The following is a 23940-nucleotide window of genomic DNA, read 5'->3' on the forward strand; positions in this document are numbered from 1 at the left end:
GCCGCTCGGCCGCTAGCGGGTCAGGTGTCGTCCGCCCGCCACCGAGAGGACCTCGCCGTTGACGTGCCCGTTCGCGGCCGAACCGAGGTAGGCGACCGCCGAGGCGACGTCCTCCGGGGTGCAGATGCGGCCGGTCGGCGTCTTGGCGCCCTCGGCGTCGACGGCCTCCTGCCCGAACCTGGGCGCGGTCAGGGCCCGGTCCGTCAGCGTGAAGCCGGGCCTGACGACGTTGGTGAGGACGCCGTGCCGAGCCTCCCGGGTGGCGAGCACCTTCACCGCCGTCTCCAGCGCCCCCTTGGCGGCCGGGTACGCCACGCCCGCGGGCATCGGCTGGTCGACCACGTCGGACGAGATCACCACCAACCGCCCCCACCCGGCAGCCCTCATGCCGGGGAGGACGGCGTCGATCATGGCCAGCGTCCCTGTCACATTCGCGGTGAAACCGTCCGTCAGGGTGTCCCACGTCTCCGGTGTCCACGTGGGCCAGACGACCGCGTTGGCGAACAGGACCGCGATGTCGCCGAGCTCGCGCTCGACCTGGCGCGCCGCCGCCTGCGCCGAGTCGCGGTCACGCTGGTCGATCCGGACCGTCGTGCCCTTCCCACCCGCCTGCGTGATGGCGTCGACGACGGCGCGCGCCCGCCCTTCGTCGCTGTGCCAGCCCGCGGCGACGAGCGCGCCCTCCTCCGCGAACATCCTGGCGATCGCCGAGCCGATGTCGCCGGACGCCCCGGTGACCAGCACGACCCGACCGTCGAGACCGAGATCCATTGTCCCTCCAATAGTTAGCCGACTATCTATTAGCCGACTATATACCTAGTACAATGAGGGACGTGGATGCAAGCGAGGCGATCCGCGTCAACCGGGCGCTGAACAAGATGAGCAAGCTCTACCGCGCCGCGAAGGCCCGCAAGCTCGCGGCGCTCGGGCTGCACCCCGGGCAGGATGTGCTGCTGTGGTTCCTGGCGCAGGAACGTGAGGGGATCACGGTCTCGGAGCTGGCGGCGCGGCTCGGCATCGAGCCGCCGACCGCGACCCGCAGCCTGGCTCGGCTGGAGAGCGGCGGATGGTTCCGGCGCGAGCCCGTCGCCACGGATCGCCGCCAGGTGCGCATCGTGGTCACGGACGCCGGGCACGAGCTCGTGCCCGACATCGAACGCGCGTGGGCCGAGCTGGCCGAACTGGCGATGGGCGACACGAGCGAGGAGCAGCGCGAGGTCGCGATCGCCGCACTCGAGCGGGCAAACGACCGGCTCCGCCGGGTCGTCGGGGAATCCGTCCTGAGCGAGGAGTGACACCGACGCGCGAGGAACGGCGCGCACGCCGCCACTCCGAGCGCGAGGACCCGATCGCCGACCGCAAGCGAAGGGGCAGCCACGGGGGCGCGGTCACCTTCAAGGGTCTGCGCGCTACTGACTGACCCGCTCCCAGATCTGCGTGGCCTTGGGCGAGAAGGCGGCGTCGAAGTCCTTGCCGCACTCGATGTCGTCGACCGCCGTCTTGATCTCTTTCTGCAGGTACTGACGCTTTTCCTGATCGGTCAGCCTGGTGGTCCCGTACGCCACTCCGCTGTCGGGGTCGTAGGGGGGAATGTCCTTGTCCTCCTTCCTGGCACGCTCGTGAAGTTCCCGTTCGACGGACTGTCTGCCCCAGTCCCCCATGAGCGTCGGCTTGGTCGAGCTCACCTGGTAGCCCTTGGCGGTGAGGCAGTCGGCCTTGGCCGTGGCGAGTTCGACGAGCTGCGGGTCGCCGTCGAGTTCGCGCTTCATGCGCTGGGCGTACAGCTTGTTCATCTGCTGCACCAAGTCGCCTGCGGACGTCACGACCTTGCCGGTGACCTTCTTGATCGCCTCGGCCTCGCACCCGTCCGAGGCCGTTCCGTAGGCCTTCTGCTGGGCGGGCGACAGGTCGTCCCTGATGGCGCCGTTGGGGTCGACCGGGGCGTCCTTGGCGCCCTCGGGCCGCCCGTGGATCTGGCGGTACATGATGTCGTAGCCGTGCGTTTCGCGATACGCCTTCCGTGTCGCGAAGTCAGGGGAGAGACGCTGCTCATCCTCGTCGGTAAGGGGCACGTCGGGATAGACCCAGGCGACATACTTGAACCCCTTTCCTTTCATGCAGTCCGCCTTCAGGGTCTGGATCTGGAAATCCCTGCCCTGGGTCGAGGTGGGACTGGCGGACGGCTGCGCGGCGGCGCCGGTGCCCCCGCAACCGGCGACAAGGGCGAGGGCGGCCAGCGCCAATGATCTTCTCGGCATGAGCACAGACCATACTACGTTGAACGAAGTATGGTCAATCGTCACGCGTACTGGCTAGCCGGTCTGGGGAGGTCGTCCCAGAGCGCGGTCACCACCTCCAGGAACCCGTGCGCCCCGGCGTACCGCTCGGCGTGCACGGGGTGCTCGTCCAGCACGCGGTGCGGCTCGGCGCCCCGGTAGCGCCAGGCCGCCTCGTGGTGGCCCGCGGGGTAGACGAGCTGTCTCACAGGGCTCCTCCTGTCACGCCGAGCGCCCGCAGCAGCTCGGCCCTGGTCTCGGTGCTGCTCCTGCCGGGGCCGAGCCGCTGTTCCGCGGCGATGCGTCCGTCCCGGAGGACGAGCACCCGGTCGGCGAGTGCGATGGCCTCGTCCACGTCGTGCGTCACCAGCAGCACGGCCGGGCGGTGCTGCTGGTGCAGGCGGCGGAGCAGCGCGTGCATCCTGATGCGCGTGAGCGCGTCGAGCGCGCCGAACGGTTCGTCGGCGAGCAGCAGCTGCGGCTCCCGCACCAGGGACCTGGCCAGCGCCACCCGCTGCTGCTCGCCGCCCGACAGCTGGTACGGCCAGGCCCGCTCGCGCCCGCCGAGCCCGACCTCCGCCAGGCTGTCGCGTCCCTTGCCCTCGGCTCCGTCGAGGCCGAGCACGACGTTGTCGAGCACACGCTGCCAGGGCAGCAGCCGCGCGTCCTGGAACACCACGGACACCTGGTCGGGCACCTCGGCCAGGCCGCTGCCCGCGACGTCGTGGTCGAGCCCGGCCAGCGCCCTGAGCAGGGTGGACTTGCCCGACCCGCTCTGGCCGAGCAGCGCCACGAACTCGCCCGCCGGGATCTCCAGGTCCAGCTCGTCCAGGACCTTCCTGTCGCCGTAGCCGCGCGTCAGCCTCTCGATCCGGACGGCGGGCGCGGCGGTCAACTCGCCAGGGTACGCCGCCACGACAGCGCCCTCCTCTCGACGAGGCGGACCGCGGCGTCCGAGAACAGCCCGAGCAGGCCGTAGAGCACGATGCCGACGAGGATCACGTCCGTCTGCCCGTAGGTGCGGGCCAGGTCCATCAGGTAGCCGATGCCGCTGGTGGAGTTGATCAGCTCGGCCACCACCAGGAACAGCCAGGCCGTCGTCACGGCGAACCGCATGCCGAGCAGGAATCCGGGCAGCGCGCCCGGCAGCACGACCTTGCGGACGAACGTCCCGCGGCGCAGGTTCACGGTCTCGGCCAGCTCGACGTAGCGGCTGTCGATGCCGCGCAGCCCGTTGTGCGTGTGGATGTAGATCGGGACGAGCACGCCGACGGCGATCACCGTCACCTTCATCACCTCGCCGATGCCCAGCCAGAGGATGAGCAGCGGCATCAGCGCGAGCGCCGGGATGGCCCGCTTGATCTGGATCGGCCCGTCGATGACGGCCTCGCCCCAGCGGCTGAGCCCCGACACCAGCGCCAGCACCGTGCCCACGGGCACGCCGAGGGCCAGGCCGAGGGCGACCCGCCGGACGGAGGTCAGCAGGTTGTCCTGGAGCCTGCCGCTCTCGACGAGGTCCGCGGCCGAGGCGACGACGGTCCAGGGCGCGGACAGGAAGCGCGGGTCGAGCAGGCCCGTGGCGGAGCCCACCGCCCAGAGCGCGAGCAGCAGGGACGGGCCGACCAGGGAGCCGAACCTGAGCGCCGGGCCGGGACGCAGCCCCCGCCGGGCCCTGGCCCGTGCGACCGCGGCGGGCCGGGTGGCGACGAGGGTCATCGCACACCGTCCTTGATCGCGTCGGCTTCGACGGACTGGAACCGCAGGTCGTACAGGTCCCGCGCGTTCAGGACCGGGTTGCCGGTCTCCGCGGCGAGGATCTCCACCGTCTCCTGGTGCCGGGCGATCGCGTCGGACCAGTCGGCGGGAAGGTCGGGCTCGCCCGCGAGGTCCACCAGGTACTGGCCGTCGGCGGCGCTCAGCCCCTGGTCCTTGACGTAGTAGCCGTCGATCCACTCCTTGGGGTGCTCGTAGGCCCAGACCGAGGCCCGCGCCCACGCGGCGACGTACTCGCGGATCGCGGCGGCCTTGGCCGGGTCCTGGAGGGTGGAGGTGCGCACGTACAGGTGACCGGGGTCGTCGCGCAGGCCGTGCCTGATCGTGGCGGCGCCGTCCTTGCCGAACTTGGCCAGGTACCGCCTGATGTAGACGCCGCCGAGCGGGGCCACGTCCACCTGCCTGGCGGCCAGCGCGTTCGGGTAGACGTCGCCGGTGCTCGGCAGCTCGACCAGCGTGACGTCCTTCTTGGTGAGCCCGGCCTTCTTCAGCACCCGGAGCACCAGTGCGCCCTGCGCCTGGCCGGGGCTGTAGGCGATCTTCTTGCCCCGCAGGTCGGCGAGGGTCTGCACGCCGGCGCCGGGCGCGATCCCGAGTTCGTAGACGGGATGCGCGAGCGGGTCCTTGCGGAACTTGGAAGCGACGATCTTCACGGGGAGGCCCGTCCAGGTCGCGTGGATCGCGGGGATGTCGGCGACCGCGCCGACGTCCAGCGCGTCGGCCCTGAAGGCCTCGCTGGTCTGCGGGCCGCCGCTGATGTTGGCCCACTCGATGTCGAACGAGAACGCGTCGAGCTCGCCGGAGAGCTGGAGCGCCACCTTGGTGACGGGGTCTCCGACTCTCAGCGTGGTCCCCTTCGGGACGGTCGTGGGCAGCGGCGCGCCGGCCGCGAGGGTCGCCGCCTGCTTCCCGTCGCCGCACGCGGCCAGGGCGGTGATCAGCAGGAGCGCGGCGAGCGCGGGACGGAACAGCAGGGGAACAGGCATACGGGGAAGCCCTTCGGCAACGCGGATGCGGGGACTCGCGCTCGCCACGATAGGCAGACTCCACCCGTTAAATCAACATTTCCTACTGGTTTTACCGGAAATACCCGACCTTAAGCCGGCGCGAAGGAGACCGTAAGCCCCGTCCGGCATCGTCGAAGACATCAGCCGAACACCACCGAAGGACACCACGATGAGCCAGACCGCCGAGTACGAGATCACCCGGGTCTTCGACGCCTCCCGCCAGGACGTCTACGCCGCCTGGACCGAGCCGGCCCGCTTCGCCCAGTGGTTCGGGCCGCGCGCCATGGCCACCCCCGAGGAGAAGGTCGTCCTGGACGTCCGCCCCGGCGGGACATGGCAGGCCACGCTGGTCGGAGACGGCGGGTTCGAGGTGACGCTGAACGGCGTCTACCGCGAGATCCACGCCCCCCACCGGCTCGTCTTCACCACCGGCGACCCCGACAACCCCGGCGACGGCCCCGCCTCCGTCGTCACCCTCACCCTCACCGACCTCGACGGCAAGACCGAGATGCGCTTCCACCAGTTCGGCGTCAACACCGACGCGGCCCACGCCGAGCAGGCCAAGGCCGGCTGGATCGAGTTCTTCGACCAGCTGGGCGAGCACCTCATCCGGCAGTGAACGGCGGGGATCAGGCCAGGCCGGCCGCGTCCTCGGGTTTCAGCCTGGTGCCCTGCTCGTACTCGGCGGTGAACGCGGCGTCGCCGAGCGCCTCGCGGGCGCGGGACGCGACCCGCTCGAGCTCCGCGGCGTCCGCGATCCCCGCCGGGGTCTGGCCGGCCTCGCGGGCGGCGGCGGCCAGGCCCAGCAGGCGGGCGGCCCGCTCGTGCCTGCCCGATGCCGCCAGCGCCGAGGCCAGCCCCTCCGCGGCGAGGGCCGTCGTGGCGGGGTCGCCCACCTTCTGCGCGGCGACGATCGCCTCCCGTTGCAGGTCGCGGGCCGTCGCGACGTCGCCGCGGCGCTCGTGCAGGAAACCCAGCTCGACGAGGGTCGTCGGGACGTGCAGGAGCGGTTCCCCGTCGGGGTCCCTCGGGACGCCTTCCAGCAGGTGGTTGAGGTGCTTCTCGGCGAGGTCCAGCTCGCCCGCCCGGCGCGCGGCGAAGGCGAGCCCCATCTCGGCCATGATCTCGCCCTCCTTGTAGCCCTGGCCGATCGCCAGCCGCATGGCCCGCTCGCAGTGCTCCATGGCTCGCCCGTACTTCCCGGACTGCAGCGCCACCCAGCCGAGCCAGGAGATCCGCCGCGCGACCTCCGGCCACAGGCCCAGCTCTTCGGCGATCCGCAGCCCCTCCTCGAACAGCCGGTTGGCCTCGTCGGGGTCGGCGCTCATCTCGGCCAGGCCGCCCAGCCACTCCACCGCCTGGAGCTGCCCCCACCGGTCGCCGAGCTGCCGGAACAGGCGCAGGCTCTCGTTGCCGTCGCGGTCGAGCGCGATCACGTCCCGCAGCACGAAGGCGTCGCGGGCGCGCCTGCTCAGCGCCGTTTTCCGGGCGTGCAGAACCCTGGGGTGGCCGCCGCCGGGCGGCTCCCGTGGGCGGCACTTGGCAGGGTATGTTCCAGTTTGTGAACACGGTGATCGATGGGCGGCCGGCGGGCGCCGGGGACGTGGCGCTGGCCGTCACCGCCCGGTACGGGCACTTCACGGCCATGCAGGTGCGCGGACGGCGGGTGCGCGGCCTCGCCTTCCACCTCGACAGGCTGGACTCGGCGACCAGAGAGCTCTTCGGCCAGGAGCTCGACCGCGACCTCGTCCTCGACTCGATCCGCACGGTCCTCGACCGGGACGACGCGAGCGTGCGGGTGTACGTGTGCGAGGTGGACCGGCTGCGGGTGATCGCCACGGCCGCGCCACCCGCCCAGGTCGCGACGGTCCCGCAGCGGCTCAGGTCGGTCCGTCATCAGCGTTTCCTCGCGCACGTCAAGCACACGGGCGGCTTCGCCCAGGGCTACCTGGGCAGGCAGGTGCAGGCGGAGGGGTTCGACGAGGCGCTCTTCACCGGCGACGACGGAGTGATCTCCGAGGGCTCGATCACGAACCTGGGCTGCTTCGACGGCTCACGGATCGTCTGGCCCGACGCCCCGATGCTGCGCGGCATCACGATGCGGCTGCTGGAGGTGTCCGGCATCCCGTCGGAGAGGCGGGTGCTCCGCGTGGCCGACCTGCCGGGCTTCGAGGCGGTGTTCCTGAGCAACTCGCACGGGGTCGTGGCCGTCGGCCAGGTGGACGACGTCACCCTCAAGGTGAACGACGAGGCCGTGGCCACGGTCGTCGGCGCCTACGAGGCGACACCATGGGATGCGCTGTAACGCGCCGCGCCGGTCGCGGCGGAGCAGGCCAGCCAGGACGCGCCGTGACGGCCGCGGCCGAGCAGGCCGGTCAAGGACACGCTAGGACGGCGGCAGGGCGGGCGGGTCCGGGACGCGGAGCGGCGGGGCCGACGGGGCGAACGGCACCGCGAGCCTGAGCCCGACGCTGGGCGCGAAGCCGAGCAGCGAACTCTGCGCCATCGGCGGCAGCTTCCCGAACCATCCGGGCGACGGCACGCCCCACTGCCCCGGCCCGGGGTTGAACAGCCGCCCGACGGCCCCGTTGAAGCCGCCCGCGATGCCGGCGAACAGCGCGACGTCGCTCCACGTCTGGCCCCACGACTTGCCCTCGATCCTGGCGTTCCAGAACGCGGGCACGCCGCCCGCGATCGCGCCCATCGTCACGTTGTGCGTCATCGGGCTGACGGCGTTGAGCCGGGTGAACGCGCTGGTCGCGCCCAGGGGGCCGGTCAGCCCGGCGACGGTCGAGGCGTTGGCGGTCTGGGCCAGCGACAGGATGGAGACGTCCAGCGGGTTCTGGCCGAAGGCGCCTCTGGCCACGCCTCCGGCGAGCAGGTTGCCGCCGGCCGACCAGCCGTAGATCTGGCCGTACTTCTTCAGCGCCTCCAGGGCCGTCCGGCCGAAGCCGCGCGAGCCGTACATGGCCAGCCCGCGCACCAGGCGCGACCTGCCGACGGCCGCCAGTCCGCGCACGACGGCCGCGGCGGCCCTGCGCAGGGCGAAGAACCTGCTGAGGATGTTCGTGGCGGTGGCGGCGCCGCGGGCGGCGGTCGCGGCCGACGACGCCCAGGCCGCGAACGTGCTCACACCCGCCGACGCGAGGGCGACCGCGCCGCCGGCGGCCACCGAGATCAGCAGTGACCTGATCAGCTCTTCGACCGCCTGCCTGGTCTTGCGGGTGGCCTCGATCGACTGCCGGAGCACCTGGGCGGCCGTGTCGAGGTGGCCGATGGCCTCCCGCCTGAACCGGGGGTCGAGGTGGTCCGCCCACTTGGCGCGGAAGGTGTTCGCGTCGTCGCCCACCCAACCGTCCAGGGAGTTCGGGACGGGGGCGAGGCGCTGGCCGGCCTGCTCCATGGCCTCCTTGAGCCGCAGGCAGGAGGCGGCCATGACGGCGAGCCGCTGCTCCTGTCGCTCGTCCCCGAGGGACGCGACCGCGTTGCGCAGCGTCCTGACCAGGTCGAGGACGGGGTCGAAAGGACTGGGCACTCAGCCTCCTCCTTGGCTGCGGGCGCTCTCCCGCAGGCCGGTGGCCGTCTCCGCCAGCTTGGCGGTGAGGTCCTCGGCGAAGGCGAGCAGTTCGGCGTGGAAGTCCCGGTAGGACTCGGCCAGCTCCTGGGAGCCTCGCTCCACGAGGCCGAAGCAGTCGTCGGTGGGCGCGGCGGAGGTCCGGAAGTCGTCGACGGCGGGCCGCAGGCCGTTCCCGGTCTCCTCGCACGCGCGGGCCGCGTCAAGGAGTGTTTCCGGTTCGATCCTGATCCCGTCGCTCATGGGTTCACCGTGCCGTAACAAAAGGCAACAAATCAATGAATCACCTCACACTTCAATTTTTCGCGAAATGGAGCGGGAAAGCGTCCCGAGTTTGGAAGGGTTCGTGAAGTGAACGGTTTTGACGAATTCCGTCCTGAGGATCTGGAGCGCATCACCGCCCAGGCCGAGGACATGCTGGCGCGTATCGAAGGCATCCGCGGCGAGGTCGGCGGGCTGGTGGGCCGGGGCGAGTCCGCAGACGGGCAGGTGCGCGTCAGCTCGGACGCCAACGGGCGGCTCACCGGGATCGAGCTGGCCCCGCGAGCCATGCGGCTGGACAGCCAGAAGCTCGCCGAGGAGTTACTCAAAGCCGCTCAGCAGGCGCAGGACGACGCCGACGGCAAGGTCAGGACGGTGATGGCCGAGACGCTGGGCGAGCCGCTCGCCGACCCGGCGGCCGTCGAGGAGCGCTTCGGCCGCGTCCTGGAGTCCTTCGAGTCGTCGCTGGACGTGCAGTTGCAGGCCATCGAGGAACTACGCAGGAACCCAGCCTGACATTTCGAGGTTGTTTGAAGGGTCGCCGCCGGCCGGCCGCGCCGTTCTAGGGTGTCCGCGCACGCATGGGCCCAAATGTCACAGGATGTGAAACGGTTGGCCATTCAGTGGCAGAAGGCGACGAGACGCCGCATCGCCGGTGTGGTGGCGCTCGCCCTCGTCGTCGTGCTGACAGGCGTCGCGGTCTTCGTCAGCACGGGCGTGTCCAGTGCCCGTCCCAAGCTCGCCGACGTCGGCGCGTGGCTGGCGAGCGCGCTCAACGGCGAGGTCGTGCACGCCAACGGCCTGTCCGGGCAGGTGGACGGCCGCGTGGACCTCGCCTCCGCGAAGAGCGACCCGCTCAAGGTCGTCCAGGACGGCACCAGCGTGCTCGTCGTGAACGAGTCGACGGGCGAGGTCAGCCGCATCGACCCGACCCAGCTCGACGTCGCGCAGACCAAGGACGTCGGCGCGGGCGGCACGCAGCTCACGATGGGCGCGGGCAAGGCGTACGCGGTGGACCCGAAGGCGGGCACCGTCCAGCAGATGGACCCGACGTCGCTGGCCACCGTCGGCGCGCCGATCACCCTGAAGCCGCCGCTCGGCCAGGCGGGCATCGACAAGAACGGCACCCTGTGGGTGCCGGTCCCCGGCGACGGGACGCTCGCCCAGATCAACGGCGCCCAGCAGGGCAAGCCCGTCTCCGTGGGTGAGCCCGGTGACCCGCTGACGCTGACCATGGCCGGCGGCGTGCCCCTCGTCACCAACGCCGCCAGCGCGTCGGCCATGGTGATCGGCCCGACCGGCGCCCGGCTCACGGTGAGCCTGCCCAGCACGGTGACGGAGGCCGGGCGCGGCGGGATGCTGGTGCCCGCGGTGGCGGAGGGCGTCACCGTCCCGATGCTCGCCCCGAAGCAGGGCGCGCTCGTGCTGGTGGACACCGCCAGCGGCGCTCTCACCACCGTCTCGGTCAAGGGCGGCAAGCTGGGCGCGCCGCAGGCGCTCGGCCGGCGTGTCTACCTCGCCGACGAGAGCACCGGGCGGCTCATCGTCTACGACACGGTGACCAAGGCGTTCGAGGCCGACAAGGTGGTGACGGGCAAGGCCGGGCCGCTGGAGGTGTTCGTCAAGGACGGCCTGCTCTGGGTGAACGACCAGTTCAGCGAGGCGGCGCTGGTCATCGAGGAGGACGGCAGGTCGCACCGGGTCGGCAAGTACGACGAGGCGCTCGGCCAGAAGGACACCCCGACCCCGCTGCCCGTCCCGACGGACACGTCCGCGATCGTCCCGCCGACCACCGTGCCTACCAGGGCGACGGCGAACCCGACCGCGAACCCGACCGGCAAGCCCACCACCAGGCCGACAAGGGCGACGGCGACCGCCACGCCCAAGCCGACGGTGACCGTCACGGTCACGCCGACGTCCACGCCGACCACGACGCCGACTCCCACCCCCACGCCGACCGAGACGCCCGGCCCGCCGGGCTCCGTCACGGCGAACTCCGGGCCCGGCTGGATGGAGATCGTCTTCACCCCGTCCAGGCAGGGAACCGTCACCGCCTACACGCTCAGGGGCGCGCCGGGCGGCGCGGACGTCACTCCCAACCGGGTCCAGCCCGACGGGCCCTTCCAGTTCCGGGTGACCGGCGGGCAGTGCGACCAGGAGTACACGTTCCGGGTCGTGGCCGAGTACAAGGGCGGCGAGTCGGTCTCCGAGCCGACCATCCCGGTACGGCCCTGCGTGGCGCCCGGCAGGCCCGCGGGCTTCGAGGCGAAGGGCAAGAACCACGGCGCGGACCTCACCTGGTCGGCCCCGGAGAACGCCAAGGACGTCAGCTACGTCCTCGACGGCCCCGGCCAGCACCCCGGCACCCCGGACGGCACCAGCGCCGAGGTGACGGGCCTGCGGAACGGCCAGGACTACACCTGGACCTTACGGGCCAAGAACGCCGCGGGCGAGAGCCAGGAGAAGGCCGAGGCGCGGGCGTCGCTGCAACCGCCTCCCGCCCAGTTCCGCAACGCCAACAACAACAATCGCGACACTCTGATCCGCGGCGGGCCGTCGGCGGGGGCCGAGGTGGGGCGGATCCCGAAGGGCGAGTACATCACGATGACCGTGATCTGCCAGACCAAGGGCGCGTCCTACACCGACGCCGACACCGGCATGAGCAGCGACGTCTGGAACAAGGTGGAGTCCAGCCGCGGCAACGGCTGGCTCAACGACGCGCTCATGGAGACGCCCAAGGGGGGATATCCGGCCGCCCCCCTCTGGGAGTGCGAATGATCACCAAGGCGGGCTGGGGGACGCTGGCCGCGTCCGCGCTGCTGTACGCAGCCGGGGCGCCGCTGGGCTACCAGCAGGCGGCGACGCTGTCGGCGGCCGGGGTGGCCGCCGTCGGCGCGAGCCTGCTGTGGACGCTCCGCCGCCCCCGGCTCCGGGTCCGCCGCGACCTCGCCCCCGCCAAGGTGGCCAGGGGCGAGCCCGCCATCGCCATGCTGCACGTCACCAACACCGGCCGCCGCCGTCGCGACGGTCTCAGGGCCCTGGACGCCTGCCGCGACACCGCCATCGCGGTGGACCTGCCGTCGCTGGCGACAGGCGCCTCCAAGACCGTGTCCTACCGGCTGCCCACGCGCAGGCGCGGCGAGACGCCGGTCGGACCGCTGCGACTGGACCGCGCCGACCCGTTCGGCCTGGCCCGGCGCACCACGTCCTACGGGCAGCCGGACACGCTCCTGGTGCGGCCGAGGACCGTCGCGCTCGGGCCGCTGAACTCCGGCAGGCAGCGCCACCTCGACGGCCTCGCGTCCCGCTCCGCGCCGAGCGGGACGATCACCTTCAACGGGGTGCGCGACTACGTCATCGGCGACGACCTGCGCCACATCCACTGGCGTTCCACGGCCCGCACCGGCGTGCTCATGGTCAAGGAGCTGGTGGACGTCAACCTGCCGCACACGACCGCCGTCCTCGACACGCGGGACGCCTCCTACAGCGGTGACGACGAGTTCGAGCTGGCCGTGGACGCCGTCGCCTCGGTGGCCTGGTCGGTGGCGCGCAACCGGTTCCCGCTGCGGCTGCTCACCGGTGACGGGGAGCTGCTGAACGTCCGGGGCGGGCCGGAGGAGGCCGAGGAGGTGCTCGACCGGCTCGCCCTGGTGGAACGCTCGGCGGCGGCGCAGGCCCCGTCCGACGCGGCGCGCCGGGCGGGCTCGTGCGGCTCGCTGGTGCTGGTCAGCGGGAGCCGGGCGGCGCTCGCGGGCGCGGCGTCCGTGCGGCGGCGCTTCGACCAGGTGGTGTGCGTGTGGGTACGCGACCCGGAGGACGACGACCCGCTCGCCGTGGCAGGGGCGACGGTGATCGAGGTGACCGACCTGGAGGACCTGGCGGCGGCATGGCCGCTGTAGCACCGCCGTCCGGAGACCGCGCCGACGTCGGCGCCGCGAACGGGGTCCCCCTGCCCGGCGCGATCCGGCAGGAGGGCACCGGCCGGGAGGCCCCGCGGCCCGATCCGGGGGGCGAGGTCCGGCGGGTGGCGGCCGTGAGCGTCGTCGCGCTGCTGGCCTGCGCGGCGGGGCTGGCGTTCGACGGCGTGTTCACGCTGGGCGCGCTGGTCCCGGTGGTGGTCGTGGCCTCGGTCGCGCCCTGCGTGCTGTCGGCGCTGCTCGCATGGCGGCTGCCGGTGGCCGGCGGCGGCGGGCGCGTGCCGTTGCGGGCGGGGCTGTCCGTGAGCGCGCTGGCGTGGCTGGTGGCGGTGTCGGCGACCGTGTACCGGGCGGAGGCGTTCGCCGGGTTCGTGCCGAGTCCGGCGAGCGTGCGGGCGGCGCTGCTCGGGGTGCGCGACGCGTGGAAGGCGCTGCTCACCACGATCCTGCCCGCCGACGACGCCGGCCGGACCGTGGTTTTCGCGCACTTCCTGGTGTGGGTGGCAGCCGTCGCGGGAGCCGAGCTCGCGCTCAGGACCCGGACGGTCGTCCTGCCCGCCGCGCCGGCCGTGCTGGTGCTGGCCGTCGCCGTGGTGCTCGGCGTGGGCGGGGCGGGGTCGCGGCTGCCGTCCGTGGCGGTGTTCGCCGGGCTGGTGCTGCTGCTGGCGCTGGTACGGGCCGCCGGTTCGGTGCGGACGGTCCTGCTGGGGGTGCCGCTGCTGGTCTGCCTCACGCTGGTGGCCGTCGCCGCGGGCCCGGTGCTGCCGCGGGCGGCCCGGCCGTACGACGTCCGGCAGCTGGTGGAGCCGCCCCCGGCCCGTCCGATCAAGGGGATGAGCCCGCTCGACCAGGTGTCCGGGTGGCTGCAGAACCCCTACCGGGAGCTGTTCACGGTCCGGTCCGCGGCGGAGGAGAACTGGCGGCTGGCCGTCCTCGACCGGTTCGACGGCGTCACCTGGACGTCCAGCGCCGGGTTCGTCCCCACCGGCGGCCGGGTTCCCGTCCAGGACGGCGATGGCCCGCGGGACGTCGTCCAGCAGCAGGTCACCCTGCAGAAGCTGCCCGGACCGTGGCTGCCGGCCGCGGACCGCCCGCGCCAGGTCTCCGGCACCGGCCTGCTGGTGGACCCGGCGACGGGCATGCTGGCCGCCGCCGCGCCGCGCGAGGGCATCACCTACCGGGTGACCTCGGACGTCCGCCGCTACTCGGCCGCGGAGCTGCGCGAGGCCGTCCCCACCGCGAACCCGCGGGCGCTGGAGCTGCCGGACGGCCCCGACGGCCGCACCCCGCCGCAGCGGGCCCGCCTGCGCGCCGTCGCCCGGCGCGCCACGTCCGGCGCCACCAGCCCGATGCAGCAGGCGGCCGGGCTCGCGGCCTACCTGCGCAAGCACGCCGTCAACGACGTCAACGCGCCCCCCGGGCACAGCTACCGCAGCATCCAGTTCTTCCTCACCGAGTCGCGCAAGGGGACCACCGAGCAGTTCGCCACCTCCTACGCGCTGCTCGCCCGCACGCTCGGCCTGCCCACCAGGGTCGTCGTCGGCTTCCGTCCCGGCGCCGCCGGCAAGGACGGTACGCGGCAGGTCCTGGCGGGGGACGTGCTGGCCTGGGCCGAGGTCGAGTTCGCCGGGATCGGCTGGGTGCCGTTCTACCCGACCCCGTCCCGCAGCCGCTCGGGCCGGCGCGGGGACGTCGCGGAAGGCGTGTCCAAGCAGCAGCAACAGATCGAACAGCAGCTCAACTCCGACAACGCCCGCCCGCAGCCCACGCCGACGCCCACCAAGCCGTCCCCCACGCAGGCGCCGCGCCCCGGCAGGCCGGGCTCCGCGACGTCCTGGCTGCCGCTCGCCGGAGCCGCTGCGGCCACCCTGCTGGCCGGCTACCTCCTGCTGGTGCTCGCGCTCCCGCCGCTGCGCCGGACCGTCCGCCGCCGGGCGCGCGACCCGCGGGTCCGGCTGGCGGGAGCGTGGCGGCAGACCCTGGTGCGGCTGCGCGTGGCAGGCGTCCCGGCGGCGTCACGAGCGCTGACGGCCGGCGAGGTCGCCGTCCTCGGCACGTCGGCCCTCGGCCAGGCCGCCTGGGAGCCGCTGACCGGGCTGGCGGAGCTGGCCAACCTCACCGGCTTCGGCGACACCCCGGTGGACCACGTCACGGCGGACGCCGCCTGGCGCCACCACGCCGCCGTTGACGCCCTGGTGAGACGGCACGTACCGCTCCGGCGCAGGCTCCTCCACCGCCTGGCCCCCACCTCCCTGGTCCGCTGAGCCGTCGCTACGAGGTCGGCGGGGTGGCGAGGGGGAGCACGATCGGGGGCTGGACCTGGTCCTCGTCGTCCACCTCCGTGGCTCCGCGGATGCACAGCGAGGGCGACCAGGCGACGGACGACGGCCGGCCCAGGCTGACGACCGTGCCGACCTTGAAGCAGTAGCCCGTGGCGGGGTCCAGACCGCCGATCGTGTACGTGGTGCTGCCCGCGGCCGTCGCCATCATCCGGGCGCCCGGCGACTGCTGGAGCACCATCGGGTAGTCGCTCGTCCGCCGGGCCTTCCACGCCAGCGTCACCGTCGTCCCGTTGTCGGCCACCATGGTCAGGTCCTTGGGGCGGTGCGCGGCCAACGTCCGCGGGTCTGCGGTCCGCGCGGGGCGGAGCGTCGCGGTCGGGTGAGCGGTCGGTTGAGCGGTGGGCTGGGAGGGCGTCTGGGTGGTGGGCTGGGAGGGCGTCTGGGTGGTGGGCTGGGCCGTCGGGGTGTCCGCGACGGTGGGCCGGTCGCTGTGCTGACCGCCGTCGTCGGTTCCCTGGTCGGGGCTCTGGCCCTGGTCGCCGCTGAGCGTCCCGCTGGACTCCTGCGCCACCGGGCGCGTCCCCGCCAGTTGCCCGTTCACGGCCACCGCCACGCTGGCGACGCCGATCACGACGGCCGCCGCCGAGATCCCCGCGATCAGCAGCGGAACCTTCCTGCCGCTCCCCCGCTCGTCGGCCTTCTTGCCGTCCTCCGGCTGGTCGGCATCGGCCTGCGGCGGCGCCGCAGGGGCGAGAGGCGCGGCGGGCCCGTCCCAGCCGGTCGGGGGCGGGTCGGGATCGACGGTCCACACCAGCCGCCGCGGCTCCTCGACCGCGGCGGACGAGACGAGCAACCGATCGCCCGGCGGCATCCCACCCGCCGGAGCCCCCACGGGGTGACCGGTCAGCGAGCCCGGCACCACGGAGTCGGCGGCGGGGGTCGTCGCGGGGTGGCCCGGCAGGCCGGTCGGGGAGTTCGGAGTCGAAGGGGTCGTCGCGGGGTGGGCCGGGAGGCCGAGGGTGGGGTGGCCTGGCGGTGCGGTCGAGGTGGGTGGGAGGGCGGCGGCCTGTTCGGCCAGGCGTTCGCCGAAGGCCGCCGCGCTGGGACGGGCGGCGGGGGCCTTGGCGAGCGCCTCCTCGATGGTCTCCGCGATCGGGCGCGGAATGCCGGGACGTCCGAGAGGCGGAGGCTTCTCCGTGAGGACGGCGAGCGTGAAGCGGGCCGCGGTGCCGGGGCCGTCCAACGGGAACGGGGGGCGGCCGGTGAGAAGCTCGTAGAGCGTGGACGCGAGCGAGTACACGTCGGACGCGAAGGCCGCCGGTCGGCCCTCCAGGAGTTCGGGGGCGACGTGCACCGACGGGGTCGTCCCGTCCGGGAGGTCGGCGAGGGACATCAGGCCGCTCATCCCGAACCCCGTCAGCACGGGCGCGCCGCCGTCCGGGAGGACGATGTTCTCGGGTCTGACGTACCCGTGCGCGCCGCCGGCCGCGTGGGTGGCGGCGAGCACGTCCGCGACCGCCCGCACCACGCGCAGCGCCTGGTCGAGCGGCATCGGCACGCCGCGCCCAGGCCGCTCGGCGAGCGTCAGCCCGGCGTGCGCGCTCGTCACCAGGTACGGACGTCCATCGCCGGTCGCGCCGAGGTCGAGCACCGGGACGACCCCGGGGTGCGCGGCCAGTTCGGCGGGGAACACGAAGCTGCGCGCCAGCCACTTGAGCCTGCGCTTGTCCACCCGGCGGCACGCCAGCGTCTTCAGCAGCACCCGCTCCCCGCCGCCACCGTCCTGGGCCAGGTAGGTGGTCCAGGGGCCGTCCTGGCCCGCTCGTTCGACGAGTCGGTAGCCGCGGACCCGCTCTGGCGCCGTCATGCGATCACAGCGGGACCGCCCAGGTCATCGGTCTCGAAGACCTCGTCCTCCACCAGCGGGTACCGGGTGCGCTCGCGGTCCTGGTCCTGGCCGGACCCGCCCGCGCCTGTCATCGGCGGCATCATGCCCATCGGCATGCCGTTCGCCCCCGCCCTGATCCCGGCGCCCCCCAGCGAGCCGGTGATCCCCTGGGCGGCCGTGGCGGAGCCGACCGGGCTCTGCGGCCCGCCCGTTGTGGGAACGGACGTGTGCAGCGGGTTGGTCAGGTTGGTGTTGGGCAGGCCCGACAGGTCCGCACGAGTGTCGGGCTGCGGCAGACCGGGCGTCTTGAGGTCGGGGTTCTGGAGGTCGGGCGTCTTCAGGTCGGGCGTCTTGAGGTCGGGGTTCTGCAGGTTCGGGTTCTGCACGTCCGGCAGCTTGGGCTGGTTCGTCCCGGGAAGCTGCAAGCTCGGGTCGGACGTGCCGGGCGACGACAGGCCGGACGGGTCTCCGAGGCCGGGCGTCCGCGGCCCGTCGAGCCCGGACGGGTCGTAAGGGCTCAGGCCGGCCCCCGTGTACGGGTCGCCGACCCTGCCGAGGTCCGGGGTGCCGAGTCCGGTCATGCCCGGAATGTTCGGGGAGGTGCCTCCGGCGCCGGAGGGCGCGGTGGCGCGCTGCGCCATCTCCGCCGGCAGCGCGCCGTAGACCTGCCCCATGAACCTGTTGAGCTGTTGCAGGTGGTGACGGGCGAGGGTGTGGGCGTTCGTGTCGGTACCGAACTGCTCGCCCACCCAGTCGTCGAGGGCGGCCTCCCCCGTCCTGGGCACGTTGTCGCGGAACCAGGGCAGCACCTGCTCCCCGTACGTGACCAGCGGCTTCCCGACGGACTGGGCGGTCCAGTCCACCCGCGCCAGGTCGTCCTGGAGCTCGCCGATCTTCTTGAAGACGCCCTCGAGAGGCTCTCCGCCGAGGTACTCGGCGATGCGCTGGGCCTGCCCGTACAGCGTCTCCACCGAGTTGCGGCACATCTCGGCGACCTCCAGATAGGCCCTGCCTGCGTCGGCGATCCTTCTCGGATTGGTGGCCTGGAGCAGCTCGAAGATCCCGTCGCTGGAGTCGGAGTCGCCGCCCTTGACGGCGGCGATGTCCTCGACCAGCGGCTCCCTGCCGTCCCTGATGACGTAGTTGGTCATGTGCGCTTCCGAAGGCCGTCAGCCGTGGCCTGGTCCGCCTGCTTGGCGGCCTGCACGGTCTGGTCGAGTGTTTCCACGATCGCCTCGTAGACCGAGCAGAGCTGGGCGACGGCGCTCCTGAGGCTGTTCTGGGCGGAGTCCGTGCTCGCCTTGAGGTCGTCGGCCGCCTGCCAGGCGCCCAGGTCGCGGTCGGTCAGCGTGGCGCGGGCGACGAGGACCTCGGCGCTCGGCTTGTCTCCCAGCCCCTGGAGGCGTTCCAGATCGCGGCGGAGGGTCTCCACGGGCGAGTCGTAGAGCGGCTTGCCGGTCTTCGGGTCCTCGAACTGGGCGATCTTGATGAACATCTCCTTCTTCGGTGCCCCCGGGTCGACGTGTTGGGAGGCGAGCCACGCGTCGTTCTTGGCGGGCGGCAGCGGGATGTCGTCCGGGTAGTCGCCGATCCTGTGCCACTCGGCGTGGTCGGCGGGGGTGTCCATGGTCATGGGGGCCCGGCTGATGTAGTCGGCGTAGGCGTCCTCGACGCTGCCGGCATCGGCGGGCTCCTGCTCGGGGGCGCCGAACTCCGTGGACCTGGTGACCTGTTCGCGCTCAGCCGCCGGGGTACCGATGCCTGGCCGCCGCTGGCCGTCGGCGGTGCCGCCCTCTTCTGGTTTCGGCATGGAGTCCCCCTCGCGCATGTGCCTGCAGGCAAGTACCTCTCTATCCCCCGCGGCGACACCCTCAGCGCCACTTCAAGATATTTCGAAGAGAAGCGAGATATGTACTCTCAGTGCCGCAAATAGGGCACACTCCATCTCCGTGCCCCTTCCATGGAGCGGTACGGCGGCCGTCGCCCTCGTACTGGCTCTCACCCCCACACCCGCCTCGGGGCAGAACGCCGTGCCCGCGTGCAGCCCCGAGGCGGGCGTGGCCGAGATCACCGGCAGGCCGTGGCCGCAGGAGCGGCTGCGGTTCCAGCGGGTGTGGCGGCTCAGCAGGGGCGAGGGCGTGACCGTCGCCGTCGTCGACAGCGGCGTGGACGCCTCCCACCCGCAGCTGTCCGGAGTCGTCTCCGGCTCCGTGGACCTCACGGGGACGGGCGAGCGCGACTGCGTCGGGCACGGCACCGCCGTCGCGGGCATCATCGCGGGCCGCGACCTCACCTCGCGCGGCATCCCCTTCCTGGGAGTGGCCCCCGGCGCACGCATCCTGGACGTCAAGCAGACCGACACGCAGGACGGCGAGGTGACGAAACTCGCCGAGGGCATCAGGCGGGCGGCCGAGCTGGGCGCGAAGGTGATCAATGTGTCGGTCACGGCGCACGACCTGCCCGAGCTCAAGTCGGCGGTGGCGTACGCGCAGAGCAGGGACGCGGTGATCGTCGCGGCGGCGGGCAACGTGAAGCGGGAGGACGGCGCGGTCACCCCCGCCTATCCGGCCAGCTACCCGGGCGTGATCGCGGTCGGCTCGGCCTCGCGGGACGGCAGAAGGTCCGAGTTCTCCAACAGTGCCACCCGCGTGTCCGTCACCGCCCCCGGCGCGGAGATCACCAGCACCTGGACCGGCGGCGGCTACCGGGCCGACCTCGACGGCACCAGCTTCGCCGCCCCGTACGTCTCGGGCGTGGTGGCGCTGGTGCGGGCCCGGCATCCGGAGCTCGACCACTGGCAGGTCAAGCGCCGGGTGGAGTTGACCGCGGAGGGCGGCGGCGCTTCGGGCACCGGCGCGGGCCTGGTCAACCCGATGCAAGCCGTCAGCGCCGTGCTCCCCTCGGCCGCCGAACAGCCCGCCGGCGGCGCGCGGCCGGTCGTGGTGGCGAAGCGTCCCACGCCGGACGAGGAGACGAGGAACGCGGCGGCCGGGATCGCGGGGGCGGCGCTCGGCGCGACAGGCCTGGTGGTGTTCGTCTCACTGACCGTGCCGAGGGCGCGCAGGCGCGGCTGGCGAGCCGGGCTGTCGCAACATTTCCAGGAAAGTTGAAGTTGCGGACGCCCGGAGTGATCACACATAGGTTGCTCGCGTCGTCCGACGTCCTTCAGGCGCCGAATCCGGGGCCTGCCCGAACCGGGAGGTGAACCGTGGCGCAGCCGACGACGTATCAGCAGGGAAGCCAGCACGACGCGGCCATGCGTGCGCTCTCCGCGCACGAGAGCATCATGCAGATCCACAACAGGCTGGTTCAGATCCCCGAGCAGCTCGGCGCGTCATGGAAGGGCGAGTCCGCCGCGGTCTACGCGCAGGTGCTCAACGAGTGGAACCCGCAGTTCAAGAAGGTCATCGACGCTCTGCAGATGATCGCGGAGAACCTCAAGGGCTCAGGCATCCAGTACGAGGAGGCCAGCACGGGCGCGCGTGAGGTGGCGCAGAACCTCATGGCGGCGCTCAACGGCGGCACCGTCCGCTGACCCATGGCCGAGACGAGAAGGGGACCGCGATGACCGGTGGCGGAGAGATCATTCTCGCCCATTTCGACGAGATGGAAGAGATCGCGGCGGAACTCGGACGAGCCTACGCCAACCTGGTCGGCGAGCTGACCGACCTGGAGGCGGACCTGAAGGTCCTGGAAACCTGGGAAGGCGCCGCGAAGGACGTCTACCTGGAGGCCAAGCGCGAGTGGAACGAGGCGGTCGTGTCCATGGGCGACACGATGCAGCGTTTCGGCCCGGCCCTGCACGACGCCACCGAGATCATGCGCGACGCCGAGAACGCCAACGTCAGGCGCTGGGGCGGCTGAGCCGGTTGATCGATGGCTGAGGGCGAGAACGGCCGGCGGCCGGATCTCATCGACCCGGCGCAGGCGGCGGACCAGGCTGTGTGCAGGCCCGACGCGCTGCTCGACGTCGCGGCGAAGATGTCGAAGGACCTGCTCCCGCGCCTCCGGTCGGCGCCGGACGGCCTGCTCGACCTGCCGCTGACCGCCGCCGGCGACTGGGACGTCGCCCGAGGCTACGGCGAGACGGTGCAGCGGGCGCGGCTGGCCACGGACGACGCCCTGCGGTTCGTGGCGGAGCAGGTCCAGCGGATCGTCGACGACCTGGTGGCCACGGCGGACGCCGCGAGGGACGCGGACCAGCAGGCGAGCGACGCGGCCCGCCGCACACGAGGTTCCGGATAGGGGGCACATGGGAGAGCCGAGAGCGATCAAGGAAGGCGGGCTGACGGGCGGCGAGCCCGCGTCGTACGGCGGGTACGCCCAGATCGGCCTGCTGCTCACGCCGACCAGGCCCGAGGAGTTCGAAGGGGTCGCGCAGACCTACGGGGCGGCGGCCGAACAGCTCGGCCAGGCGTTCACGGAGCTGAAGAGTCACGCCTCGCGCCTGGTGGCCGACGGCGACTGGGGCGGCGAGTCGGCGCGGGCCATGCTCGGCCGCATGGCCCGGGTTCAGGCGTACCTGGAGACGCTGAAGGGCGCGATCGACCGGATCCCGCCCGCCGTCCGGTCGGCGGGCCACGACCTCCAGCGGGCCAAGGACGCCTTCGCCGGCCTCGAGCAGCGGTACGGCACCGCGCGGGTTCCCGAGAACGACGTGGACGAGGCCGCCAGGGAGGTGATGGGAGCGCTGAACGGCAAGCTCGCGCAGGCGTACGGCTCGCTGCCCGACCGGCTCCCGTGGGACGCGGACCTGGCCTCCGGCGCCCCCTGCCTGCCGCCGCCCGTCCGCGTGGAGGCGGGTACCGGCGACTCCCTCTCCGGCCTGGAGACGGCCGGCGCGCCCGCCCCCACGACGAGCCTGTCCGGCGCTCCCGGCACGCCCGGCGTCCCGGGCGTCCCCGCCGGGCCGACCGCTCCCGCCGGGCCGGTGGCTCCCGGCGTCCCCGGCACGGCCCCGCTCGCCGGAGCCCCGGCCTCGCCGCAGCAGCTTTCCGCGATGGCCGCGCCGCTGCCGAACACGTCCACGGCGGCGCTGCCCGCCACGGTCGTCCCGCACCTCTCAGGGACGCCCGCGACGCGCACGGCGTCGCCCCTGGTGGGCGCGCCGGTCCGGACGCCCGAGCCGCCGATCGGCGCCCGCGCCACGCCCCAGCGCAGGACGGGCGACCCGGCCACACCCAGCTCCCCCATCCACGACCAGGCCGCGCCGCCCGGCTCCCCGCGGGAGACGGGCCCCACGGTGCGTCGGGCGTGGTGCCGGTCGTCGACGGATCCTGGCCCGCCACCAGAACGCCGGTCGCCGCCGCCGGCGAGCCCGGCCACGGGGGCATGCCGTTCCTGCCCGTGGGCGCCCCTCCGGTCGGCGCGGACCTGCCGTCCGGCCGCCACACCCCCGCGCCCTCCCCTGACGACGCCGCCTTCTGGCGTTCCAGCAACGACTCCGGACCTTCGGTGGTGACCTGACGTGGACGAAGCCCAGCGCCTCAAGGTTGAGGTCGACACCATCCTGGACATGGGCCGCCGGATCGCCGACGCTCCGATGAAACAGCTCGACAGGCTGAACGCGACCGTCTCCGCGGTGGAGCTGTCCTCCGGTTCCTACGGCGTGTTCGGCATCCTGGGCGGCTCGCTCGGCCAGGCGCACGACGAGGTCAAGGAGGCCGCCCGCCACTACCTGGCCTCCCGGCGCGAGCACGTCGCGGGCATCAGGCGCAAGGCGTTCGACACGGCCAACCAGTACGGCGAGGGCGACGGCGACGCCGCCAGGACCGCCGCCGCCACCCAGTCCCACGCGTGAAAGGCGAGTAACAGGCATGCTCGAACAACCCTGGTCGGTGGTGCAGGGCGCGGCCGTCGCCTCTCTGGGCTCGATGCTGCTCGGCATGGGCCGCGCCCGCTATGCCGCGCTGCTCATCCCGCTCATGTACGGCAGGCCCGACGAGCAGCGGGAGGCCGCCAGGGTGTGGGAGGAGATGGAGGCGGGGCTGCGCGCGCACCCCGCCGAGGTGGAGAAGGCTCTCGACGGCCTCGCCTGGACCGGCAGGAGCGCGCAGTTCTTCGACCAGACCATCGCCGCGCACACGGCCGACACGCTGGAGAAGGCCGACTCGCCCAAGGCCACGGCGCACGCGCTGCGGGTCTCCGCCGACGTCTACGACACGCTCGGCTACGCCGCGTTCGGGCTCGGCACGGCGATCTTCACGGCGGGTGTGATGCACCGGGTCTCCCAGGTGAACCCGTTCCTGCGGCCGGCCGCCGAGGTCGGCGCGACGATCTTCGGCCGCCAGGCCGACCGGCAGGCCGGTCAGACGGCCGCCAGGGCGAGGGCGTTCATGGAGGGCGGCAGGGGCGTGCTCGGCTCGGTGCTCAGGCGGCTGGCGCAGATGTCACCGAGGAGGGTGGCGCTGCTCGGCGGGGCCGCCGCCGTCGTGGGCGGCATGGAGCTGCAGTCCACGGTCGCGTCCGGGCTGACGGACACGGCCATCAAGACGGGAGGGCAGGCATGATGGCGACGTTCGACGAGGCGGCCGTCGACCGCCTGATCGCGGCCGCCCAGCAGCCGCTCGACGGGCTGCACGAGGCGTACCTGGAGGTGCTGGCCGTGCACGGGGTCGCGCAGGACCCCGACAAGCTGGTCAGCGTCGAATGCTCCGCGCAGGGCGTGACCGGGTTGGACATCGACCCGCGCGCCCTGCGCTGGGGCTCGCGGCGGCTCGCCGACACGATCCTGGAGCTGATCGCCCAGTCGCTGGCGGACCTGCAGGCCAAGTCGGACGCGATCATGGCCGATCGGCTCGGCGAGGGCCCGCTGGACCTGACGTCCGACGACAACGCGGCCGTCCGCCTCATGCAGGACACGCAGCTCGCCTACGACCAGGCCATGGACGGCGCCATGGCGGAACTCGCCCGTATCCGGAGCACCCTGGACGGCCCATGACGCGGCCCGGGCGACGGCGCGG

The 23940-nt window shown here is 73.0% G+C and carries 27 protein-coding genes; 15 read left to right on the forward strand and 12 right to left on the reverse strand.

The genetic code is table 11. The features are described 5' to 3' along the window. Positions 1 to 12: 12 nt before the first annotated feature. Positions 13 to 771 carry an SDR family NAD(P)-dependent oxidoreductase gene (locus ABT294_RS02450; RefSeq protein WP_350802978.1) on the reverse strand — a complete coding sequence of 253 codons (759 nt, stop codon included), beginning with the start codon at positions 769 to 771 and terminating at the stop codon, positions 13 to 15. 62 nt (positions 772 to 833) lie between these two features. Here ABT294_RS02450 and ABT294_RS02455 point away from each other — a divergent pair, with 62 nt between their 5' ends. Further along, the gene (locus ABT294_RS02455; RefSeq protein WP_350802979.1) at positions 834 to 1295 is read left to right on the forward strand and encodes a MarR family winged helix-turn-helix transcriptional regulator; all 462 of its coding nucleotides are present in this window, start codon (positions 834 to 836) and stop codon (positions 1293 to 1295) included. A gap of 114 nt (positions 1296 to 1409) precedes the next feature. On the opposite strand, the gene ABT294_RS02460 is transcribed toward ABT294_RS02455, so the two are convergent. The 5 genes from ABT294_RS02460 to ABT294_RS02480 are packed head-to-tail and all read right to left on the reverse strand — an operon-like array spanning position 1410 to position 5035. Next, positions 1410 to 2303, reverse strand: a complete 894-nt coding sequence (locus ABT294_RS02460) for a hypothetical protein (protein ID WP_350802981.1) — start codon at positions 2301 to 2303, stop codon at positions 1410 to 1412. Continuing rightward, positions 2300 to 2485 carry a hypothetical protein gene (locus tag ABT294_RS02465; RefSeq protein WP_350802982.1) on the reverse strand — a complete coding sequence of 62 codons (186 nt, stop codon included), beginning with the start codon at positions 2483 to 2485 and terminating at the stop codon, positions 2300 to 2302. The genes ABT294_RS02460 and ABT294_RS02465 overlap by 4 nt, the downstream gene beginning before the upstream one ends. Further along, positions 2482 to 3192: an ABC transporter ATP-binding protein gene (locus tag ABT294_RS02470; RefSeq protein ID WP_350802983.1), complete on the reverse strand. Its 711-nt coding sequence runs from the start codon at positions 3190 to 3192 to the stop codon at positions 2482 to 2484. The genes ABT294_RS02465 and ABT294_RS02470 overlap by 4 nt, the downstream gene beginning before the upstream one ends. Then, on the reverse strand, positions 3168 to 3992 hold the full coding sequence (locus ABT294_RS02475; RefSeq protein WP_350802985.1) for an ABC transporter permease: 825 nt from the start codon (positions 3990 to 3992) through the stop codon (positions 3168 to 3170). The genes ABT294_RS02470 and ABT294_RS02475 overlap by 25 nt, the downstream gene beginning before the upstream one ends. Next, positions 3989 to 5035: an ABC transporter substrate-binding protein gene (locus tag ABT294_RS02480; protein WP_350802986.1), complete on the reverse strand. Its 1047-nt coding sequence runs from the start codon at positions 5033 to 5035 to the stop codon at positions 3989 to 3991. The genes ABT294_RS02475 and ABT294_RS02480 overlap by 4 nt, the downstream gene beginning before the upstream one ends. 190 nt (positions 5036 to 5225) lie before the next feature. Between ABT294_RS02480 and ABT294_RS02485 the strand changes: the two genes are divergently transcribed. After that, a complete protein-coding gene (locus ABT294_RS02485; RefSeq protein ID WP_350802989.1) occupies positions 5226 to 5675 on the forward strand; it encodes an SRPBCC family protein in 450 nt (149 codons plus the stop codon). 10 nt (positions 5676 to 5685) lie between these two features. On the opposite strand, the gene ABT294_RS02490 is transcribed toward ABT294_RS02485, so the two are convergent. Continuing rightward, positions 5686 to 6492 carry a tetratricopeptide repeat protein gene (locus tag ABT294_RS02490; RefSeq protein WP_350802990.1) on the reverse strand — a complete coding sequence of 269 codons (807 nt, stop codon included), beginning with the start codon at positions 6490 to 6492 and terminating at the stop codon, positions 5686 to 5688. Between the two features lie 125 nt (positions 6493 to 6617). Between ABT294_RS02490 and ABT294_RS02495 the strand changes: the two genes are divergently transcribed. Beyond that, entirely contained in the window at positions 6618 to 7361 is a 744-nt protein-coding gene (locus ABT294_RS02495) for an aminotransferase class IV (protein WP_350802991.1), read from the forward strand. Between the two features lie 81 nt (positions 7362 to 7442). Here the strand turns inward: ABT294_RS02495 and ABT294_RS02500 are convergent, their stop codons facing one another. Both ABT294_RS02500 and ABT294_RS02505 read right to left on the reverse strand, forming a co-directional pair. Beyond that, positions 7443 to 8591, reverse strand: a complete 1149-nt coding sequence (locus ABT294_RS02500; protein ID WP_350802992.1) for a hypothetical protein — start codon at positions 8589 to 8591, stop codon at positions 7443 to 7445. After that, positions 8592 to 8873, reverse strand: a complete 282-nt coding sequence (locus ABT294_RS02505; protein ID WP_350802994.1) for a hypothetical protein — start codon at positions 8871 to 8873, stop codon at positions 8592 to 8594. 108 nt (positions 8874 to 8981) lie between these two features. Between ABT294_RS02505 and ABT294_RS02510 the strand changes: the two genes are divergently transcribed. The 4 genes from ABT294_RS02510 (at position 8982) to ABT294_RS02525 (ending at position 15072) form a co-directional block, all read left to right on the forward strand. Further along, the gene (locus ABT294_RS02510; protein WP_350802995.1) at positions 8982 to 9407 is read left to right on the forward strand and encodes a YbaB/EbfC family nucleoid-associated protein; all 426 of its coding nucleotides are present in this window, start codon (positions 8982 to 8984) and stop codon (positions 9405 to 9407) included. Positions 9408 to 9503: 96 nt separating this feature from the next. Next, the gene (locus tag ABT294_RS02515) at positions 9504 to 11669 is read left to right on the forward strand and encodes a hypothetical protein (protein WP_350802997.1); all 2166 of its coding nucleotides are present in this window, start codon (positions 9504 to 9506) and stop codon (positions 11667 to 11669) included. Continuing rightward, positions 11666 to 12790 carry a DUF58 domain-containing protein gene (locus ABT294_RS02520; RefSeq protein ID WP_350802998.1) on the forward strand — a complete coding sequence of 375 codons (1125 nt, stop codon included), beginning with the start codon at positions 11666 to 11668 and terminating at the stop codon, positions 12788 to 12790. The genes ABT294_RS02515 and ABT294_RS02520 overlap by 4 nt, the downstream gene beginning before the upstream one ends. Beyond that, on the forward strand, positions 12778 to 15072 hold the full coding sequence (locus ABT294_RS02525) for a transglutaminase TgpA family protein (protein ID WP_350802999.1): 2295 nt from the start codon (positions 12778 to 12780) through the stop codon (positions 15070 to 15072). Before ABT294_RS02520 ends, ABT294_RS02525 begins: the two co-directional genes overlap by 13 nt. 7 nt (positions 15073 to 15079) lie before the next feature. Here the strand turns inward: ABT294_RS02525 and ABT294_RS02530 are convergent, their stop codons facing one another. Genes ABT294_RS02530 through ABT294_RS02540 form a run of 3 tightly spaced genes read right to left on the reverse strand, consistent with a single transcriptional unit; the run spans position 15080 to position 18788 of the window. Continuing rightward, positions 15080 to 16957: a protein kinase domain-containing protein gene (locus ABT294_RS02530; RefSeq protein WP_350803001.1), complete on the reverse strand. Its 1878-nt coding sequence runs from the start codon at positions 16955 to 16957 to the stop codon at positions 15080 to 15082. Beyond that, positions 16954 to 18129 carry a hypothetical protein gene (locus ABT294_RS02535; RefSeq protein ID WP_350803003.1) on the reverse strand — a complete coding sequence of 392 codons (1176 nt, stop codon included), beginning with the start codon at positions 18127 to 18129 and terminating at the stop codon, positions 16954 to 16956. The genes ABT294_RS02530 and ABT294_RS02535 overlap by 4 nt, the downstream gene beginning before the upstream one ends. Next, positions 18126 to 18788 carry a hypothetical protein gene (locus ABT294_RS02540; RefSeq protein ID WP_350803005.1) on the reverse strand — a complete coding sequence of 221 codons (663 nt, stop codon included), beginning with the start codon at positions 18786 to 18788 and terminating at the stop codon, positions 18126 to 18128. Before ABT294_RS02540 ends, ABT294_RS02535 begins: the two co-directional genes overlap by 4 nt. Before the next feature lie 139 nt (positions 18789 to 18927). On the opposite strand from ABT294_RS02540, the gene mycP reads away from it, so the two are divergent. The 8 genes from mycP to ABT294_RS02580 all read left to right on the forward strand — a co-directional run bounded on the left by mycP (position 18928) and on the right by ABT294_RS02580 (position 23918). Further along, entirely contained in the window at positions 18928 to 20088 is a 1161-nt protein-coding gene (gene mycP / locus ABT294_RS02545) for a type VII secretion-associated serine protease mycosin (protein WP_350803006.1), read from the forward strand. 98 nt (positions 20089 to 20186) lie between these two features. Beyond that, on the forward strand, positions 20187 to 20513 hold the full coding sequence (locus tag ABT294_RS02550; protein ID WP_350803007.1) for a WXG100 family type VII secretion target: 327 nt from the start codon (positions 20187 to 20189) through the stop codon (positions 20511 to 20513). 29 nt (positions 20514 to 20542) lie between these two features. Further along, positions 20543 to 20842, forward strand: coding sequence for a WXG100 family type VII secretion target (locus ABT294_RS02555; RefSeq protein ID WP_350803009.1), 300 nt, complete (start codon positions 20543 to 20545; stop codon positions 20840 to 20842). Between the two features lie 12 nt (positions 20843 to 20854). After that, positions 20855 to 21223, forward strand: coding sequence for a hypothetical protein (locus tag ABT294_RS02560; RefSeq protein ID WP_350803011.1), 369 nt, complete (start codon positions 20855 to 20857; stop codon positions 21221 to 21223). A 7-nt stretch (positions 21224 to 21230) separates the two neighbouring features. Continuing rightward, positions 21231 to 22439 carry a WXG100 family type VII secretion target gene (locus ABT294_RS02565; protein WP_350803012.1) on the forward strand — a complete coding sequence of 403 codons (1209 nt, stop codon included), beginning with the start codon at positions 21231 to 21233 and terminating at the stop codon, positions 22437 to 22439. A gap of 6 nt (positions 22440 to 22445) precedes the next feature. After that, on the forward strand, positions 22446 to 22778 hold the full coding sequence (locus tag ABT294_RS02570; RefSeq protein ID WP_350803014.1) for a hypothetical protein: 333 nt from the start codon (positions 22446 to 22448) through the stop codon (positions 22776 to 22778). 16 nt (positions 22779 to 22794) lie between these two features. Next, positions 22795 to 23487 carry a hypothetical protein gene (locus ABT294_RS02575; RefSeq protein ID WP_350803015.1) on the forward strand — a complete coding sequence of 231 codons (693 nt, stop codon included), beginning with the start codon at positions 22795 to 22797 and terminating at the stop codon, positions 23485 to 23487. Then, positions 23484 to 23918, forward strand: a complete 435-nt coding sequence (locus ABT294_RS02580) for a hypothetical protein (protein WP_350803016.1) — start codon at positions 23484 to 23486, stop codon at positions 23916 to 23918. The genes ABT294_RS02575 and ABT294_RS02580 overlap by 4 nt, the downstream gene beginning before the upstream one ends. The last annotated feature ends 22 nt before the right edge of the window (positions 23919 to 23940 follow it).

It is taken from the genome of Nonomuraea sp. NPDC000554, assembly GCF_040300065.1.
Classification (GTDB): domain Bacteria; phylum Actinomycetota; class Actinomycetes; order Streptosporangiales; family Streptosporangiaceae; genus Nonomuraea.

Excerpts from the sequence above, each read along its gene's own strand:
- ABT294_RS02530 (WP_350803001.1), bottom strand. The coding sequence starts at position 16,957 with ATGACGGCGCCAGAGCGGGTCCGCGGCTACCGACTCGTCGAACGAGCG.
- ABT294_RS02560 (WP_350803011.1), top strand. The coding sequence starts at position 20,855 with ATGGCTGAGGGCGAGAACGGCCGGCGGCCGGATCTCATCGACCCGGCG.
- ABT294_RS02525 (WP_350802999.1), top strand. The coding sequence starts at position 12,778 with ATGGCCGCTGTAGCACCGCCGTCCGGAGACCGCGCCGACGTCGGCGCC.
- ABT294_RS02485 (WP_350802989.1), top strand. The coding sequence starts at position 5,226 with ATGAGCCAGACCGCCGAGTACGAGATCACCCGGGTCTTCGACGCCTCC.
- ABT294_RS02555 (WP_350803009.1), top strand. The coding sequence starts at position 20,543 with ATGACCGGTGGCGGAGAGATCATTCTCGCCCATTTCGACGAGATGGAA.
- ABT294_RS02580 (WP_350803016.1), top strand. The coding sequence starts at position 23,484 with ATGATGGCGACGTTCGACGAGGCGGCCGTCGACCGCCTGATCGCGGCC.
- ABT294_RS02505 (WP_350802994.1), bottom strand. The coding sequence starts at position 8,873 with ATGAGCGACGGGATCAGGATCGAACCGGAAACACTCCTTGACGCGGCC.
- ABT294_RS02575 (WP_350803015.1), top strand. The coding sequence starts at position 22,795 with ATGCTCGAACAACCCTGGTCGGTGGTGCAGGGCGCGGCCGTCGCCTCT.
- ABT294_RS02535 (WP_350803003.1), bottom strand. The coding sequence starts at position 18,129 with ATGACCAACTACGTCATCAGGGACGGCAGGGAGCCGCTGGTCGAGGAC.
- ABT294_RS02540 (WP_350803005.1), bottom strand. The coding sequence starts at position 18,788 with ATGCCGAAACCAGAAGAGGGCGGCACCGCCGACGGCCAGCGGCGGCCA.
- ABT294_RS02475 (WP_350802985.1), bottom strand. The coding sequence starts at position 3,992 with ATGACCCTCGTCGCCACCCGGCCCGCCGCGGTCGCACGGGCCAGGGCC.
- ABT294_RS02565 (WP_350803012.1), top strand. The coding sequence starts at position 21,231 with ATGGGAGAGCCGAGAGCGATCAAGGAAGGCGGGCTGACGGGCGGCGAG.
- ABT294_RS02480 (WP_350802986.1), bottom strand. The coding sequence starts at position 5,035 with ATGCCTGTTCCCCTGCTGTTCCGTCCCGCGCTCGCCGCGCTCCTGCTG.
- ABT294_RS02450 (WP_350802978.1), bottom strand. The coding sequence starts at position 771 with ATGGATCTCGGTCTCGACGGTCGGGTCGTGCTGGTCACCGGGGCGTCC.
- ABT294_RS02520 (WP_350802998.1), top strand. The coding sequence starts at position 11,666 with ATGATCACCAAGGCGGGCTGGGGGACGCTGGCCGCGTCCGCGCTGCTG.